This is a genomic window from Nesterenkonia sp. E16_10 (assembly GCF_017347085.1).
Classification (GTDB): Bacteria; Actinomycetota; Actinomycetes; order Actinomycetales; family Micrococcaceae; genus Nesterenkonia.
In genome coordinates, this window is the sequence record NZ_JADPSA010000013.1 from 33,589 (window position 1) to 48,937 (window position 15,349).

At 68.7% G+C, this 15,349-nt stretch carries 14 protein-coding genes; 5 read left to right on the forward strand and 9 right to left on the reverse strand.

Annotation, left to right across the window (positions count from 1 at the left end; translation table 11 throughout):
- Positions 1–170 precede the first annotated feature (170 nt).
- Complete coding sequence (locus I2487_RS03995; RefSeq protein ID WP_207169341.1) at positions 171–671, reverse strand: (deoxy)nucleoside triphosphate pyrophosphohydrolase; 501 nt, start codon at positions 669–671, stop codon at positions 171–173.
- 11 nt (positions 672–682) lie between these two features.
- Positions 683–1,204, reverse strand: a complete 522-nt coding sequence (locus I2487_RS04000; RefSeq protein WP_255545926.1) for an SRPBCC family protein — start codon at positions 1,202–1,204, stop codon at positions 683–685.
- Between the two features lie 170 nt (positions 1,205–1,374).
- Here I2487_RS04000 and I2487_RS04005 point away from each other — a divergent pair, with 170 nt between their 5' ends.
- Complete coding sequence (locus tag I2487_RS04005; protein ID WP_207169342.1) at positions 1,375–2,007, forward strand: YitT family protein; 633 nt, start codon at positions 1,375–1,377, stop codon at positions 2,005–2,007.
- A gap of 2 nt (positions 2,008–2,009) precedes the next feature.
- On the opposite strand, the gene I2487_RS04010 is transcribed toward I2487_RS04005, so the two are convergent.
- From I2487_RS04010 to I2487_RS04025, 4 genes are all read right to left on the reverse strand, one after another.
- A complete protein-coding gene (locus tag I2487_RS04010; RefSeq protein WP_207169343.1) occupies positions 2,010–2,939 on the reverse strand; it encodes an aldo/keto reductase in 930 nt (309 codons plus the stop codon).
- Complete coding sequence (gene solA / locus I2487_RS04015) at positions 2,936–4,105, reverse strand: N-methyl-L-tryptophan oxidase (RefSeq protein ID WP_255545927.1); 1,170 nt, start codon at positions 4,103–4,105, stop codon at positions 2,936–2,938. The genes I2487_RS04010 and solA overlap by 4 nt, the downstream gene beginning before the upstream one ends.
- Positions 4,102–6,693 carry a GcvT family protein gene (locus I2487_RS04020; protein ID WP_207169344.1) on the reverse strand — a complete coding sequence of 864 codons (2,592 nt, stop codon included), beginning with the start codon at positions 6,691–6,693 and terminating at the stop codon, positions 4,102–4,104. Before I2487_RS04020 ends, solA begins: the two co-directional genes overlap by 4 nt.
- 161 nt (positions 6,694–6,854) lie before the next feature.
- Entirely contained in the window at positions 6,855–7,631 is a 777-nt protein-coding gene (locus I2487_RS04025) for an IclR family transcriptional regulator (protein WP_207169345.1), read from the reverse strand.
- A gap of 155 nt (positions 7,632–7,786) precedes the next feature.
- On the opposite strand from I2487_RS04025, the gene I2487_RS04030 reads away from it, so the two are divergent.
- The 3 genes from I2487_RS04030 to I2487_RS04040 all read left to right on the forward strand — a co-directional run bounded on the left by I2487_RS04030 (position 7,787) and on the right by I2487_RS04040 (position 10,631).
- Complete coding sequence (locus tag I2487_RS04030) at positions 7,787–8,134, forward strand: bifunctional 3-phenylpropionate/cinnamic acid dioxygenase ferredoxin subunit (protein ID WP_207169346.1); 348 nt, start codon at positions 7,787–7,789, stop codon at positions 8,132–8,134.
- Positions 8,131–9,339, forward strand: coding sequence for an NAD(P)/FAD-dependent oxidoreductase (locus I2487_RS04035; RefSeq protein WP_207169347.1), 1,209 nt, complete (start codon positions 8,131–8,133; stop codon positions 9,337–9,339). Before I2487_RS04030 ends, I2487_RS04035 begins: the two co-directional genes overlap by 4 nt.
- Before the next feature lie 62 nt (positions 9,340–9,401).
- Complete coding sequence (locus I2487_RS04040) at positions 9,402–10,631, forward strand: aromatic ring-hydroxylating oxygenase subunit alpha (RefSeq protein WP_207169348.1); 1,230 nt, start codon at positions 9,402–9,404, stop codon at positions 10,629–10,631.
- Between the two features lie 35 nt (positions 10,632–10,666).
- On the opposite strand, the gene I2487_RS04045 is transcribed toward I2487_RS04040, so the two are convergent.
- A complete protein-coding gene (locus I2487_RS04045) occupies positions 10,667–12,874 on the reverse strand; it encodes a catalase (RefSeq protein ID WP_207169349.1) in 2,208 nt (735 codons plus the stop codon).
- A gap of 153 nt (positions 12,875–13,027) precedes the next feature.
- A complete protein-coding gene (locus I2487_RS04050; RefSeq protein ID WP_345941331.1) occupies positions 13,028–13,939 on the reverse strand; it encodes an NADP-dependent oxidoreductase in 912 nt (303 codons plus the stop codon).
- 133 nt (positions 13,940–14,072) lie between these two features.
- Here I2487_RS04050 and I2487_RS04055 point away from each other — a divergent pair, with 133 nt between their 5' ends.
- Entirely contained in the window at positions 14,073–14,882 is an 810-nt protein-coding gene (locus tag I2487_RS04055; RefSeq protein ID WP_207169350.1) for an aldo/keto reductase, read from the forward strand.
- A gap of 14 nt (positions 14,883–14,896) precedes the next feature.
- Here the strand turns inward: I2487_RS04055 and I2487_RS04060 are convergent, their stop codons facing one another.
- A complete protein-coding gene (locus tag I2487_RS04060) occupies positions 14,897–15,346 on the reverse strand; it encodes an N-acetylmuramoyl-L-alanine amidase (protein ID WP_207169351.1) in 450 nt (149 codons plus the stop codon).
- Between the last annotated feature and the right edge of the window lie 3 nt (positions 15,347–15,349).

Genomic DNA, 15,349 nt, shown 5'->3' on the forward strand with positions numbered 1-15,349 from the left:
TATCTTCGAACGCCGAACCTGGACGCTTGCCGGGTCGTAGAATAGGTGTTCTAATAGCCTTGCGCGATGGGAAGCGCGATGCGCGCAGAAGCCCTCCTCACTGCTTCTGCGCGCATCTCCCCCCGGCGAGGACTATGCCGCTGCAGCAGGCCCGGCTCAGGGTTCGCCGTCTACGCCTCATGATCCCGCAGCAGCTGTTCCACGATCGGGCGATCCGCCGGGATCCACGGGTAGTCCAGCAGCCGCGAGGTCACCGGCACCCAGTCCACCCGGTCGTGGTCCTGGAGCGGGAACGGCTCGCCTGCGAGGACCTCTCCGCGGAAGAGCCGCATCGCGGTCGTCTCCTTCAGCCACCAGCCGGCCTCGGCCACGTAGCTTCCATGACCGCGCCCGATCACCTCGGCCTGCAGGGCCACCTCGACGCCGAGCTCCTCCTTGAGCTCCCGGTGCAGGCCCTGGTGCAGCGTCTCCCCGGGCTCGAGCTTCCCGCCCGGAAACTCCCACATGCCAGCGACGGATTCCGGAGAGGTTCTGCGGGCGATGAAGAGCTCGACCTCGTGTCCGGGGCGCCGGCGCAACAGCGCGGCGGCGACCACGGTCTTGGTGAACTGCGCGGCGGCGGGGACCTGGCTGAGGTCTTGGTTGAACTCCGTGGCGGTCTGACTCTCCATGGAGCCCAAGCTTAGGCGGAGGTCTCCACCACGGTCTTCAGGCGCGCAATGGAGCGGGCCAGCATGGCGGAGCTGGTGGACTTCGCACGGGCCAGGCGCGACTCGTCGTGGAGCTGGGACCAGTCATAGGTGTGCGTGACCTCGGTGCCGCCGTCCTCGGTGGCCGCCAGGGACCAGCGCCACAGGTGACCGGCCGGCGGCTCTCCGATGGTGGAGGGCTTCCAGGCGATGAGCTGGCCCTCGGAGAACTCCACCACATGGTTCTCGCGCACCTTGCCGTTGGTGAGCTCCATCCGGAAGACGTCGCCGACGCCGTGCACCCGCTGACCGGCCTCGGCCTGGGCGAGGTTGTCGTTTCCGTCGAACTCGACCTGCAGGGCCGGGTCGGCGAGGAACTCGAAGACCACCACGGGCAGCGCCGCGATGACCCCGCGCGCGCAGACCACCCGCCCGCAGAACTCAGGGTCATAGGAGAGATCCTCTGCGCCGTTCTCGCCGTACTGCGCCGCATGGGCAGGTGTCACAGGATCCATGGTGGTGTCCTCGATTCGCCGTTGAAGTCTGGAATCCTCAGCTTACGCCGCCGCGGCTGGGCGGCGTCTACCGATGAATCCGACCCGATGCCCCTGAGTCGACGTGAGGGTGCTCACTTCCCGCGCTCCTGCGTGCAGGACCGCGTGGGAGCGGCTATAGGCTGACGCTCATGTCCGGATCCCAGAACATTCCTCCCTGGCCAGAGGACCGCACCATCCCGCATTCCCCGGCCGAGGATGTCTTCGGGGTGCTGATCGGGACCTTCCTCGCCTCGCTGGGCCTCTACGTGCTCCAGCAGTCCGAGGCCGTGACCGGAGGCACCGCCGGATTGGCGCTGCTGCTGACCTACGCCACGACGTTGAACTTCTCCTGGCTGTTCCTGCTGGTGAACGTCCCCTTCTTCGCACTGGCCATCTGGAAGAAGGGGTGGAGCTTCACGCTGAAGACCGTTGCCGCGGTCGCGATCGTCTCCGGCTATGCGCTGCTGCATGAACCGATGCTGGGCCTGGCCGAGCTCAACCCGCTCTACGGGGTGCCGGCGGGCAACATCTTGATCGGCATGGGCCTGCTCGCGATCTTCCGCCATGGCGCGAGCCTGGGTGGGTTCAACATCGTGGCGATCATCGCGCAGGAGAGGATGGGGCTGCGCGCCGGGTATGTCCAGATGAGCCTGGACGTGGTGGTGATCCTGCTGGCGCTCACCGTGGTCTCCCCGCTCAACGTGCTCTACTCCGCGCTCGGCGCGGTGCTGCTGAACCTGGTGCTGGCGCTGAACCACCGCCCCGGACGCTACCGCGCCTGAGCTCAGGGAAGTCGGTGCCCGGCGGCGACCAGCAGCTCGTACCACTCACGCCGCGAGAGCCTGACCTTGGAGCCCGCCGCGGCCTCCTCCACCCGGGCGCCCTGGGTGGTGCCCAGCACCACCTGGATATCGGCGGGGTGCCGGGTCAGCCAGGCGGTGGCGATACCGGTGGGGGTGACCCCGTGGCGCTGCGCCAACCGGTCCAACACCGCATTGAGCTCGGGGTAGTCCGGGTTCTGCAGGAAGACGCCGCTGGGTGACTGATACGGCGACCAGGCCTGCAGCGTGATTGCGTGCCGGCGGCAGTATTCGACGATGTCGGCCCCAGCGGGAGTGACCGCCCCGGCGCCGTCGAGGGTATTGGCCTGCGCGCCCTCGGTGAGGATCGGCGCATGGACCAGGGAGAGCTGCATCTGGTTGACCACCAGCGGCTGGGTCACCGCCGTGCGCAGCAGCTCGATCTGGCCCACGGTGTGGTTGGAGACCCCGAAGTGGCGGACCTTCCCGGCGGCCTGGAGCGCATCGAAGGCGCGGGCGACCTCGGCGGGCTCCACCAGCGGGTCGGGCCGGTGCAGGAGCAGGATGTCGAGGTACTCGGTCTGCAGCGCCCGCAGCGATTCCTCCACCTCGGTGACGATGTGCTCATAGGAGAAGTCGTAGAACGGCCCGTCCGTCACGATGCCGACCTTGGACTGGATCAGCACCTCCTCGCGCTCGGCGCCGGTGAGCTTCACGGCCTCGGCGAAGCGCCGTTCACAGGTGTGTGGGGCGCCGCCGTAGATGTCGGCGTGGTCGAGGAAGTCCACCCCGGCCGTGCGGGCACGGTCGTAGAGCTCCCGGATCTGCTGGTCGGTCTTGTCTGCGATCCGCATCAGTCCCAGCACCAGCTGAGAGGCGGAGAGTTCGGCGGCGGGCAGGTCGATGGTCCTCATCCCTGCAGACTACTGCGCTGCGGGTCGAAGAGCTCGATGGGGTGCGCGGTGTCCCCGTTGAGCGCCAGATCGGCCAGGATCTCCCCGACCACCGGCACGAACTTGAAGCCGTGGCCGGAGAAGCCGCAGGCCACCGAGACCTGTGGGTGCTCCGGGTGCAGCCCGATGACGAAGTGTTCATCCGGGGTCACCGTGTACAGGCAGGTCTTGGCCTGGACCAGGTCCCCGCTGAGGTGTGGGAAGAGCTCCCGCGCGCGGGTCTGCATGCGCGCATTCTCCGCCGGCTGGATGCTGCGATCGATGGTGTTCGCGGTGGTGGGGATGCCTTCGCGAAAGAAGCCGAGCTTGAAGCCTCCGTGCGGTCCGTCGGTCATCGGGAACCCATAGATCTGCAGGTTCCCATAGGTCTGCTCCACGTAGATCGGGTGCTGCTCCTGGCTCCAGGCCGGGTAGGGAACCGCGTCGAAGTCCGGGGCGAACCAGTGGAACACCATCCGTTCCACGCTGAGCGGAAGCCGCATCCCCGCGAGCAGCTCCGGCGCCCAGGCGCCCGGGGTGATCACCAGTCGGGCTGCCCGGTAGTTCCCCGCGTCGGTGCGCACGGTGACCCCGTCGCCCTCGGCGGACCACCAGCGCACCGACTCCTCGAAGTGCAGCTCGGCGCCCTTGCGCGCGGCGACCTCGGCGTTGGCGCGCACGGTCTCCTCCGGACGCACATAGCCGGCGTTGGCCTCATAGAGGCCCATGGCCCCATCCTGCGGGTCCATGGTGGGGAAGCGCTGCCGGATCTGCGCGGCGGTGAGCACCTCGTGCTCGAGTCCGTGCTCCAGGGCCGCCGCATGGGAGCCGGCAAAGGTCTTGGACTCGGGGTGCCCGATGTAGATGCCGCCGCAGAGCCGCATCAGGTCACGGCCGGACTCCTCCTCGAGCTTGCGGAATCCCGCGTAGGAGTTGAAGAGCAGCGGCACATAGGCGGAGTCCTCGAAATAGGACTGCCGGATGATCCTGCTCCCGCCGTGGGCGGACCCCTGGTCATGCCCCGGTCGATAGGTCTCCAGTCCCAGCACTCGGGCTCCGCGTTCGGCGAGCGCGTTCGCCGCGGCTCCGCCCATGGATCCGAGTCCGATCACGATCACGTCATAGGAGTTCGATTCCGGCATGCTCATCCCCTCATTCTGCTGCCGCGCGGGTCGAAGCGCGGTTCCGCGGCGAGGACGGCGGCGAGACGTTCACCGAAGTACTCGATCTCCACCGGATCCCCGATGCTGTGTCCCGCGCCCTCCAACCAGGCGTAGGCGATGGACTCCCCCACCGTATATCCCTGGTCCGCGCTGGTGACGTAGCCCAGCGGGTCAGTCCCGCCGGGGGCGAAGACCGGCTCGTGCCCGAGGACCACGCGTGCCGGATCCTGCAGCACCAGGCACTGCAGACGACGCCGCGGCACCGCCGTGCCGGAGGCGGGTGCCCCCGCGACGGCGAAGTCCACCCCGGCCTCCACCGGCGTGTGCTCCCGGGTCATGTCGGTGCCGAAGAGCCGGAAGCCCTTCTCCACCCGCAGACTCTCGAAGGCTCGGCGTCCGATCGGTCGGATCTGCTGGGGCTGACCAGCCTGATTCAGCGCGTCCCAGAGGAATCCGCCGAACTCCGCCGGGGCGTAGAGCTCCCAGCCGAGCTCCCCGACGTAGCTCAGCCGCAGCGCGAGCACCGGGACCCCGGCCACTCGCAGCGCCCGGGCGCGGTAGAACCTGAAGTGTTCATCGGCGAGGTCCTCCTCGACGAGATTCTGCAGCACGGTGCGCGCCTGCGGTCCCCACAGGCCCAGCCCGCAGGCACCGGTGGTCGCGTCGCTCAGCTGCACGCCCTCTTCGGTGGCCGAGTGGTGTTCGGCGATCCGGGCGTGCAGCCAGGCCGTGTCCACCGGACCGTTGATGCCCAGGTGGTAGCTCTGCGGCCCGGTGCGCGCCAGGGTGATGTCCGAGAGCACCCCGCCGCGCTCGTCGAGCAGCAGCGCGTAGACGATGCCGCCGACGGCCTTGCTCGGTCTCCGGCTGAGCAGCCCGCGGGCATGCAGGTCCAGCAGGAAGCCAGTGGCGCCGTGCGCTGAGGGTGCCGCCGCGGAGTGAGCTGCGGCGTCGTCGTCGGCATGGGGCGCTGGGCTGTGCAGCTGCAGCCGCGGCAGCGAGGACATGTCCACCAGCCCGACGTGCTCGCGCAGGTGCCGCGCCTCACGGGCGACGATCGGGCTCCAGTGCCTCGCGCTCCAGGCATCCCGGTCGGGCAGCGGCTGGTCACCCAGGTGCGCCTCGCCCAGGGAGCGGTTGGACTCAAACCAGAGCGGCCGCTCCCAGCCTGCGGCGGACTCGAAGACCGCGCCGAGCTCCTGCTGCCGGGCGTGGAACGCCGAGCTGCGCAGCCCGCGCATACGCAGCGTGGTGGACTTGGGGTGGATGATGTCGTAGACCTCGTCGTAGGACTCCTCGCCCTGTTCGCGGGCCCACCTGGACGAGACCACCGCGGGATCGAAGCGGCTCAGGTCCAGAGAGTGAGTGTCGATGCCGGGGTCTCCGGTGGTCATCCAGTCCGCCATCACCTGGCCGACTCCGGCCGACTGGGTGACCCAGACCGATTGGGCCATCCACAGTCCTGCAGTGCCCGGCACCGGCCCCAGCAGCGGACCGCCGTCGGGGGTGAAGGAAAAGATCCCGTTGAAGCTGCGCGCGGTGTCCAGCCCCGCCAGGCCCTGGCCCTCCCGGGCCAGCTGCGGGAGCAGGCGCTGCGCCTCGGCCCAGGTGGGGGCGAAGTCCTCGGCGGTGAAGGGGTGCACGGCCGGGTGGATCCCGGTGCGCGCGAAGTCCTCCGCGCCGGCGATCTGCTCCGGGGCCACCGGCAGCGGGCGATGCTCATAGGCGCCCACGGCGATCCGATCCCCCCACTCGCGCAGGTACATCGCATGGTCCTGGTGCCGCAGCATCGGCTTGACCACCTCGGTGGCCGCATCGACCCCGGTGGAGGTCGGTTGGCTGAACCCGAATCCGTGCTCCACGGGCAGCATCGGCAGCGCGATGCCGAGCTGGTCGCGCGCCATCCCCGGTCCCCAGAGCCCGGTGCAGAGTAGGACGATGTCCGCGGGGAGGGTCTGGGTCGCGGCCGGTCCGGTGCCCGTCGGCTCGACGGGGGTGATCTCGACGCCGGTCACCCTTGACCCGGTCGTGTGCACCGCGCTCACCCGAGTCCAGGGCAGCAGCCTGGCTCCCCCGGCCTGGGCTCTGCGGGCTTGGAACTCCACCGCCCGCACGCCCTTGACCACCGCATCGGTCGGGGTGTGCAGCCCGCCGAGCAGACCGCTGGTGTTCAGCCCGGGCCACAGCGCAGCGATCTGCTCCGGGGAGATCAGCTCGGCCGGCACGCCCCAGGCCTGGGCGAGGCCCAGTCGACGGCGCAGCTCGTGCAGCCGCGTCTCGGTGCTGGCCAGCTCGATCCCGCCGACCCGCTTGGAGACCCACTCCCCGTTCACGTCCAGGCCGTCGAGCTTGTCCAGGGTGCGCTGCGCCAGCTGCGTCATCGCCCGGTTCGGGGAGGTCTGGAAGACGAATCCCGGCGCGTGCGAGCTGGAGCCGCCGGTCTCGAACAGCGGGCCCTGTTCCACGACGCTGACATCGGTCCATCCGCGCAGCACCAGCTCATCGGCCACCGCGGCCCCGACCACCCCGAGGCCCACGATCACCACCCGCGGACCCTTGGAGTGCTGCGCCATCCTGTGCTCCCTCGTCCGCCCCACGGTTCTGCTGACATCCGGCAAGTGTTGCTTAATACGCACTACCACTGTGTATTACGCACCAGCCTAGATTCAGTTGGGGAGCGGGACAAGAGCCCGGTCAAAATTGACCCGCTGGAGACAAGTCCCCGTGAACCCGGTCAGCCGCCAGACGCTCGCACTCCGGGCAGATATCCCAGCCGGGACTCCAGCTGTCCGGCGGCCTCGCGCAGCATCTCCACATGCTCGGCGAAGGTGGATTCCGGGAGTCGAAAGGCCGGCGCCGTGGTGGAGAAGGCCGCCACCACGGCACCCTGGGGTCCGCGCACCGGCACCGCCAGGGCATTGATGCCTTCCTCCCACTCGGCCACCGCGGAGGCCCAGCCGCGCTCACGCACCGCCGCGAGCTCGGCGGTGAGCACCTCGGGCGAGGTGATGGTGGAGGCGGTGAAAGCCTCCAGGGGTGCGGCCAGCACCCGATCCTGCTCGGCCGCGGGAGAGCAGGCGAGCAGCACCTTGCCGGTGGAGGTGGCATGCAGCGGAGCGCGCTGACCGACGTATTGCCGGGCGACGCCGATCATCCGCTGGCCCACCGTCTGCGTGATGGTCACCGCGTATCCGGCGTCCAGGATCGCGACGTTGACGGTCTCGTTCAGCGAGGCTGCGGCCGCGTCGCAGCAGGCCTGGGCATCACGGGAGAGATCCACCCGAGCGGTCACCGCACTGGCCAGACGCAGCAGCCCGAACCCGAGCCGATACGCGCCCCGCTGACCCTCCTGTTCGACCAGGTCGTGAGCCTCCAGGGTGGCCATCAGCCTTGAGGCCGTGGAGCGGTGGACCTGCAGTCGGCGTGAGATCTCACTGACGCTCAGCGGCGACTCTGCGCTGAGCAGCTGCAGGATTTGCGCGGCGCGATCCACCGATTGGACTTCGCTCATGCCAGAACCCCCGGTTCGTTTCGTGCGGATGAATTCGTCTTCAATTTCGGCAAACCCCTTGACGCCCCCTCGGGGACCTCTTGCATACTTTTGTTGTGCAACACGAACGCTGTTGCACTATATGCAACAGTATCCCTGAGTGGCGGTGAAGGCAATTGAGTTTCCGAGCCTGTTCCATCAATGACCTGGTTCCCGGCGAAGGACTGCGGGTCACCAGCGTCAGTCCGCCGATCGCCGTGTTCCTCACCGAGGAGGGCACCGTCCACGCCCTGGATGACACCTGCACCCATCAGGACGCCTCCCTCGCCGCGGGCTGGGTGGAGAACTGCCGGGTGGAATGCCCGCTGCATGAGAGCACCTTCTCGCTGCGGACCGGGGAGGTGGATCAGCCTCCAGCCAAACGGGGCGTGCGGGCGCATCAGGTCACCGTCCAGGACGGAGAGGTCCTGGTGGAGCTCTCCACGGCGGCCCCGCAGCTGCCTCCGGGGGTGGAGGTCGCATGAGTCTCGCACTGGACGCTCACCTGCTCATCATCGGCGCCGGCCTCGCCGGCTACTACACCGCGCGCCAGATGCGGACCCAGGGTCACACCGGCCCGATCACGATCCTCGGTGCCGAGGCGCATCCCGCCTATGACCGCCCGGCCCTGAGCAAGGCCTATCTGTGCGGCACCACGGATCTCTGCGACCTCTACCTCGATGACCCCGCCGACCCGCTGGATGTCCGCTGGGTCAGATCCGATGCGGTGATCGGGCTCTCCACCGAGCCGCTGGGGGTCTGGACCACCTCGGGCACCTTCTACCTCGGCGATGCGGTGGTCATCGCCACCGGAGCCGAGGCCCGACGCCTGGGCGGTCATGCGATCCGCTGCGTGGAGGATGCCGCCGCGCTGCGAGCCGCCCCGCTGGCGGGCGCCCGGGTAGCGGTGATCGGGGGCGGCTTCCTCGCCCTGGAGACCGCCGCGACCTGCACCACCCGCGGGGCGGGCAGCGTCACGGTCATCGCCGGGGAGGAGCTGCCGGGCCTGCGGCGGCTGGGCCAGCCCGTGGCGCAGGCGCTGCACCGGCTGCATGCCCAGCACGGCGTGCGCTTCCTCGGTGCCGCCCGCGCGCTGAGCGTGACCCCGGCCGGGCACGCCGGGCTCGCGGGGCCACAGGAGCACGCAGGGCCACAGGGGCACGTCATCACGCTCAGCGACGGCCGTCGGATCGAAGCTGACGTCGTGATCAGCGCCGTGGGCGCAGTCCCCGCCACGGGATGGCTGACCCGCAGCGCGCTCGCTCTGGACCCCGAGACTCAGGCGGTGCTCACCGATGACACCGGCTTCACCGGGGTCCCCGGGATCTGGGCGGCAGGAGACTGCGCGCTGTGGGCGGCTCAGCAGACCGGGCTGCGCCCGGTGGGGCACTGGCAGGAGACCGTGGACCAGGCCCAGGCTCTGGCCTCGACGCTGCTCGGTGGCGTCCCCTCCCCCATGCAGGAGCCCTATCTGTGGTCGGACCAGCATCATGTGACCATCCAGGCGGCCGGGATGCTCGCCCTCGCCGATGAGGTCCAGGTGCTGGCCGGAAGCATCGAGTCCGGAGATCTGCTGGTGAGCTACCTGCGCGAAGGCACCGAGATCGGCATCCTGGGCATGAATCGACTCCGCGAGGTGGTGCGCTGGCGTCGGGCACGCCGAATCCGCCCCGCCGCGCTGGCCGCCTGACCCTGCACAGCGCTGGCCGCCTGACCCTGCACAGACCCGAGCCCCGGAAGAAGGACGACCCGATGATCATCGACCAGCTCGACACCCCGCTGACCGGCAGCTCGCTGAAACCGACCCCTGCCGGGGCGGCCTATACCGACGCAGAGATCTTCGGCCGCGAACAGGCCGAGATCTTCGAAAAGATGTGGAACGCGGTGCTGCGCGCCGAGAGCCTGGCGAGCCCGGGACAGTGGCGCACCGTCACCGTGGGCCGCGAGGAGATCATCGTGGTGCGCACGCGCAAGGCCGGGATCAAGGCGTATCTCAACGTCTGCCGACACCGCGGCATGCGGGTCTGCACCACCGCCGAGGGCAGGTCCAAGACCCTGCAGTGCGGGTATCACGCCTGGACCTACGCGCTGGAGGGCGAGCTGGTCGCCGCACCGAACCTGACCTCGATGCCGGATGTGGATCGTGGAGAATACGGGCTCAAGACCGTGCATGTGCGCGAATGGCTGGGCTACATCTGGGTCTGCGTCACCCCCACCTTCAGCGGCTCTTCACCAGGCGTCGGCAGCTCTGCGCCAGGTGCCGCGGCCACGGAGCCCCCCGCCCCGCCGTCGTTCGAGGAGACCGTGATGGCCGAGGTCTCCACCCGATTCGGAGAGATCCAGAGCCTTCAGAACTACGGCATCGAGAGTCTGCGGGTCGGTGAGACCCGGCGCTACGAGGTGGCGGCGAACTGGAAGCTGATCATCGAGAACTTCATGGAGTGCTACCACTGCGCGACCATCCACCCCGAGCTCACCGAGGTGATCCCGGAGTTCGCCGAAGGGTGGGCCTCCCAGGCCAAGGACGAGATCCACGGCGCCTCCTTCGGCGCGCAGGTGCAGGGCTTCACCGTGGACGGTTCGGCCGGCGTCGCGGCGCTGCCGGCCATCGCGCCGGAGCAGGACCGCAAGTACTACGCCATCACGGTGCGCCCGCAGGTGTTCATCAACACCGTGCCGGATCATGTGATCTTCCACCGGATGTACCCGGTCTCGGCGTCGAAGACGATCGTGGAATGCGATTGGCTGTTTCTGCCGGAGGTGGTGGAGCAGAACATGGACGTCTCACGGTCGGTGGAGCTCTTCCACCGGGTCAACCTGCAGGACTTCGAGGCCTGCGAGCAGACCCAGCCCTCGATGTCCTCTCGGGCCTACGACGACGGCGGGGCCCTGGTCCCCAGCGAGCATCACATCGCGGAGTTCCATCAGTGGTGGGCGGACCGGGTCGGTGCACAGCTCGGCCCCTCCGCGAAGCCTCGGTGAGGTCTCGCGAAGGGGCCGAATGAATGCTGCTGGGATCAGGCGAAGCGCTCCCAGGCGCGGTGGGCGCCCATGAGCGTGAACAGCTCATCCGTGAGCTTCTCCGGGGCGCCGACCAGGACGCCGGGCGCCGTGGTGGAGACGCCGCTGGCGCTCAGCAGCGGTGCTCCCCCGGGGAACACCACCGATTTGCCGTGCCGGTAGGCCTCGGCGGCCATCAGCGTCAGCCGCGGATCGACCTTCGGGTCTCCGGTGGGGTCACCGAGCTTATGATCGGTGTCCGGGCTGGCCCCGGCCGCCCCGGTGGCGGTCGCGGTGAGGAAGATGATCGCGTCGAACTCGATGGATCGTGCGGTCAGGTAGGTCCGCTGGGCCGGGGTGCCATCCGAGAGCGGCGCACCGGTGGGCGCGACCACCAGCGGCACCATGTCCTGGGCGTCGATGGCCTTGCGGATCTTCTGGATCGCGTCGATGTCGCTGGTCTCATCGACCACGACGCCGACCAGCCGGCCCTCGATCGGCCAGGTCCCGCCGATCTGGGACAGCGTGGGGCTGAGCACCTCGGGCTCCACCGGGGCCTGCAGCGGCTCCGGCACCGGAAGACCGAGGCCCTCGGCGACGCCGGCCGCGAGGTCCGCGTCGATGTGAGTCAGCTGCTGCAGCTGGCGCTGTTTGATCACCGGCTCGTAGCACTTGGCCAGCTCGAAGGTGTAGGCCTGGATCACGTGGAGCTGCTCGGTCCGAGTCAGGCTGCGGTAGAACATCGTGACCTGGGTGTAGTGGTCATCGAAGCTCTGCGGGCTCTGACGGATCTTCACGCTCTCGGACACCGGCTCCGGGAAGTCGATCAGCGCGCTGGGGGCACTCGCGGACTCCTCGATGTCCTTGACCGGGAAGGGGTTTCCGCCGTCGAAGGAGTTCGGGTGGTACGGAGCCACTCCGGCGTGATCGGCGGTCTGGTGGTAGCCGTCGCGGAGCATGTCGTTGACCGGTGCGTGCGGCCGGTTGATCGGGATCTGCGCGAAGTTCGGGCCGCCCAGGCGGGTGATCTGGGTGTCCAGGTAGGAGAAGAGCCGACCCTGGAGCAGCGGATCATTGGTGACCTCGATGCCGGGGACCAGGTGACCGGGGTGGAACGCCACCTGCTCGGTCTCCGCGAAGTAGTTCTGCGGGTTCGCGTTGAGGGTCATCTTGCCCAGCAGCTGGACCTCGGCGAGCTCCTCGGGGATGAACTTGGTGGGATCCAGCAGGTCGATGCCGTGGAACATCTGGTCTTCGCTGTCCGGGAAGACCTGCACACCGAGCTCCCACTCGGGAAATGCTCCGGCCTCGATGGCGTCGGCGAGGTCCCGGCGGTGGAAGTCGGGGTCCACGCCGTTGGTCATCAGCGCCTCTTCCCAGGTGATCGAGTGCACGCCGAGCTTGGGCTTCCAGTGGAACTTCACCAGCGAGGATTCACCCTCGGCGTTGACCAGCCGGAAGGTGTGCACCCCGAAGCCTTCCATCATGCGCAGCGAGCGCGGAATCCCGCGGTCGGACATGTTCCAGATGGTGTGGTGCTGCGCTTCGGTGTGCAGCGAGACGAAGTCCCAGAAGGTGTCGTGGGCGCTCTGGGCCTGCGGGATCTCCCGGTCCGGGTGTGGCTTGCCCGCGTGGATGATGTCCGGGAACTTGATCGCGTCCTGGATGAAGAACACCGGGATGTTGTTGCCCACGAGGTCGTAGTTGCCCTCTTCGGTGTAGAACTTCGTCGAGAAGCCTCGAGTGTCGCGCACCGTGTCTGCCGAGCCCCGGCTGCCCAGGACCGTGGAGAACCGGGTGAACACCGGGGTCGTGGTCTTCTCGGCCAGGAACTTGGCCTGCGTCAGGTGACCGGCGGTGCCATAGGACTCGAAGACCCCGTGCGCGGCGGCGCCCCGGGCGTGGACCACACGCTCCGGGATGCGCTCGTGGTCGAAGTGCATGATCTTCTCGCGCAGGTGGTGATCCTGCAGCAGGACCGGCCCTCGGCTGCCGGCCTTCAGCGAGTGATCGGTGTCGCGGACACGGGCGCCCTGCGCGGTGGTCAGGTACTGGCCCTGCTGCGCCCGCCCGGTGTCACTGCCGGGCACCTCGGCGCCGGTCGGGCTCACCGGCGCTGCGGCGCGCTGGTCGGCCTTCGGTGGGAGTGGCTTGCGCGGCTGCACCGGCTGGCCGTCCGTCGGGGGCTCGGCCTGCGGTGCGCCTGGGATGTGGATGTCGTTCATCGCAACTCTTCTCTGTGGTGTTCGACCAGAGTCGGTGTCACAGAAGAACCTTGTGGTCCTCTCCCCCTGAGATGAGACCGCACGTGATCAGGTTAGTCCCGCTGGCGGGTGATCGACAGCCCGCGCCGAACGCGGGCTGTCGAGGATCCGCGCTCAGCGGGTGGTATCGATGAGGATCTTGCCGTTGGACCCTGACTGGTTGGCCTCCATGGCGGCGGCCGACTCTGCCAGTGGGAAGACCCGGTCCACGGCCACGCGCAGGGTGTCTGCGGCGACCTTCTCCAGCAGCGTTGCCAGCCGCTCTCCGTCGGGGCGGACCCAGATCCAGTGCCCGCCGTGGTCTTCGACGGAGGGATCCGCCACGGAGACGTGCCGGCCGCCCTCGGTGAGCACTGCCAACGTGTCCTTAAGCACCTCGCCGACGAAGTCCGCCACGGCGGTCACGCCCTGGGGCGCGGCCTCGCGGACCCGATCGGCCAGGCCTTCGCCGTAGGTCAGCGGGGTCACGCCGATCTCGCGCAGCTTCGCGTGGTTGCGCTCGGAGGCGGTGCCCAGCACGGTCGCCCCGCGCTCCACGGCGAGCTGCGCGGCCAGGTGGCCCACCCCGCCGGAGGCGGCGTGGATCAGCAGCGTGTCCTCGGCGGTGAGCTCCAGGGTCTCCAGCGAGCGCAGCGCGGTCAGTCCGGCCAGGGGCAGCCCGGCGGCGGAGTCGAAGTCGACGCCCTCCGGGATGCGGGCCACGGAGGTTGCAGGCACCGAGACATACTCGGCGTAGGTGCCGCCGTGGGTGAAGTCCTTGCGGGCGTAGGCGGCGACACGGTCACCGGCGGAGAACTCCGGCACATCGGGGCCGGTGGTCTCGATGACTCCGGAGACGTCCCAGCCCGGGATCACCGGGAAGACGACGTCGATGAGCGCGTCGAGTCCGCCGGACATGAGCTTCCAGTCCACCGGGTTCACCGAGGCACGTTCAATCTTGATCAGGACAGCTCCGGGGGCCACCTTCGGCAGCGGGAGATCGGTCAGTTCGAGGGTCTGGGGGTCGCCGTATTCTGAATAGCTCATTGCACGCATGATCATGGCAACCGCCTGGTGAACGGATTCTATTCCTCGCCGGTCCGGTCAGGAACCGATCAGGGTCCGGGCGATCACGGCGTTGGAGGTGAGTCAGCCTCGCTGGCACGCGTAGGATCTGCGCATGATCACGCTCAACTCAGGAATCCAGATGCCGGAGATCGGTTTCGGCACCGGCAAGGCCACCCCGGAAGCGATGGTGGCGGCGCTGCATGCCGGGTACCGGCTGCTCGACACCGCGCAGATGTACGGCAACGAGGCCGAGGTCGGCGAGGCCGTCAGGCGTTCCGGAGTCGAGCGCGCGGAGGTCTTCGCCACCACGAAGCTCAACAACGGCAACCATGATCCCGACGCCGTCCGCGAGACCTTCGCCGAGTCACTGAAGACCCTGGGCTTCGACTATGTGGACCTGTTCCTGATGCACTGGCCGATGCCGATGCTGGACATCGACTATGTGGACACCTGGTCGGCCATGGTGAAGCTTTGTGAGGACGGACGGGCCCGCGCCGTCGGTGTCTCGAACTTCCAGCCGGCGCAGCTGGAGCGTCTGATCGAGGCCACCGGGGTCACACCCGCGGTGAACCAGATCGAGATGCACCCCTACTTCCCCAACGAGGAGGTCCGCGCCTTCTGCCAGGAGCGCGGGATCGTGGTGCAGGCCTGGAGCCCGCTGGCCCGCACGGATCAGTTCGCCGATCCGGTGCTCACCGAGATCGCGCAGCGTCTCGGGGTCACTCCGGCGCAGGTGATGCTGCGCTGGCACCTGCAGCGCGGCGTGGTCGCGATCCCGAAGAGCAGCAGCCCGGAGCGGATCGCGTCGAACCGGGACCTCTACAGCTTCGTCCTCAGCGAGCAGGACATGGCGGCCATCGCCACGTTGGACCAGGGCGAGGACGGCCGCCGCGGCGGTCACCCGGACACCTTCACCGGCTGAGCGCCCGGCGTCGGTCACATCTGGGCGGCGGTGCGGTCCCGGATGTACTCCCAGTCCACGGTGCCCGGGCACGCAGTGGGGACCACTGACTCGTGCGGGACGATGGCGGTGAGCGGGTTCAGGTTGAACTGGCGGCACAGCGTCACGCAGCGGGCGATGGACATGTTCAGGGTCTGCTGCGTCGGCGGGCGCTCGGGGGTCGCGGAGTGCTCGATGCCGATGCTGCGCTGATTGAAGCCGAAGTTCCCGGAGTGCCAGGCGGTGTTGTGCACGCTCACATACTGATGGATCCGCCCTTCACCGATCCCGTAATGTGCGCTGACCTGCGAGTCTGGGTTCAGGAAGGTCGCGTCGCAGGCTGCCAGGTTGCCCACGATGTAGTGGATGACGATGCGGTCCACCGCCACGCCGCCCCGGCCCACGGTGCGGTTCGGGGAGGTCTTCCAGATCACGTTCTGCGTCACGGG

What these genes read in the sequence shown, in the direction of transcription:
- I2487_RS03995 (WP_207169341.1), bottom strand. Translation starts at nt 671, where the DNA reads ATGGAGAGTCAGACCGCCACGGAGTTCAACCAAGACCTCAGCCAGGTC.
- I2487_RS04000 (WP_255545926.1), bottom strand. Translation starts at nt 1,204, where the DNA reads ATGGATCCTGTGACACCTGCCCATGCGGCGCAGTACGGCGAGAACGGC.
- I2487_RS04005 (WP_207169342.1), top strand. Translation starts at nt 1,375, where the DNA reads ATGTCCGGATCCCAGAACATTCCTCCCTGGCCAGAGGACCGCACCATC.
- I2487_RS04010 (WP_207169343.1), bottom strand. Translation starts at nt 2,939, where the DNA reads ATGAGGACCATCGACCTGCCCGCCGCCGAACTCTCCGCCTCTCAGCTG.
- solA (WP_255545927.1), bottom strand. Translation starts at nt 4,105, where the DNA reads ATGAGCATGCCGGAATCGAACTCCTATGACGTGATCGTGATCGGACTC.
- I2487_RS04020 (WP_207169344.1), bottom strand. Translation starts at nt 6,693, where the DNA reads ATGGCGCAGCACTCCAAGGGTCCGCGGGTGGTGATCGTGGGCCTCGGG.
- I2487_RS04025 (WP_207169345.1), bottom strand. Translation starts at nt 7,631, where the DNA reads ATGAGCGAAGTCCAATCGGTGGATCGCGCCGCGCAAATCCTGCAGCTG.
- I2487_RS04035 (WP_207169347.1), top strand. Translation starts at nt 8,131, where the DNA reads ATGAGTCTCGCACTGGACGCTCACCTGCTCATCATCGGCGCCGGCCTC.
- I2487_RS04040 (WP_207169348.1), top strand. Translation starts at nt 9,402, where the DNA reads ATGATCATCGACCAGCTCGACACCCCGCTGACCGGCAGCTCGCTGAAA.
- I2487_RS04045 (WP_207169349.1), bottom strand. Translation starts at nt 12,874, where the DNA reads ATGAACGACATCCACATCCCAGGCGCACCGCAGGCCGAGCCCCCGACG.
- I2487_RS04050 (WP_345941331.1), bottom strand. Translation starts at nt 13,939, where the DNA reads ATGAGCTATTCAGAATACGGCGACCCCCAGACCCTCGAACTGACCGAT.
- I2487_RS04055 (WP_207169350.1), top strand. Translation starts at nt 14,073, where the DNA reads ATGATCACGCTCAACTCAGGAATCCAGATGCCGGAGATCGGTTTCGGC.